The sequence below is a fragment of the Vibrio sp. 2132-1 genome (genome assembly GCF_033344315.1).
The window spans coordinates 1-565 of sequence record NZ_JAWPON010000668.1; the positions used below are offsets into that span (position 1 = coordinate 1).

At 49.2% G+C, this 565-nt stretch carries 1 protein-coding gene; it reads right to left on the minus strand.

Going from position 1 to position 565, the window contains the following annotated elements; all coding sequences use genetic code 11:
- Positions 1 to 565: thiamine pyrophosphate-dependent enzyme (locus R8N47_RS27290; protein ID WP_318186376.1), on the minus strand; the 565-nt coding region annotated here is incomplete at both ends.

Consider the following 565-nt stretch of genomic DNA (forward strand, 5'->3'; position numbering starts at 1 on the left):
TCGAGCTGATCTGGCGTTTCGATACGAATGCCGACGTGACCATAAGCTTCTGCAATCGCAGCAAAATCCGGAACAGAAGTCATGTAAGAGTTGGAGTGGCGACCTTGATAAATTATGTCTTGCCACTGTTTTACCATACCGAGGAATCGGTTATTCAGATTGATGATCTTCACAGGAATATCGTACTGCATGGCCGTCGATAGCTCCTGAATGTTCATCTGGATACTGCCATCACCCGTCACCACCACCACTTCTTCTTCAGGCATCGCGAACTTAACGCCCATACCAGCAGGAAGACCGAAGCCCATTGTGCCCAAGCCACCCGAATTGATCCAACGGCGAGGTTTGTTGAATGGGTAGTACAACGCCGCAAACATTTGGTGCTGGCCTACATCAGACGCCACATACGCGTCACCATTGGTTAGCTTGTGCAGTGTTTCAATGACTTGCTGTGGCTTAATACGATCCGACGACGTTTCGTAAGACAAGCACTGACGATCGCGCCATACTTGAATATCATCCCACCACTTAGTGATCGCCGCTTCATCGTTGCCACAATCTTGCT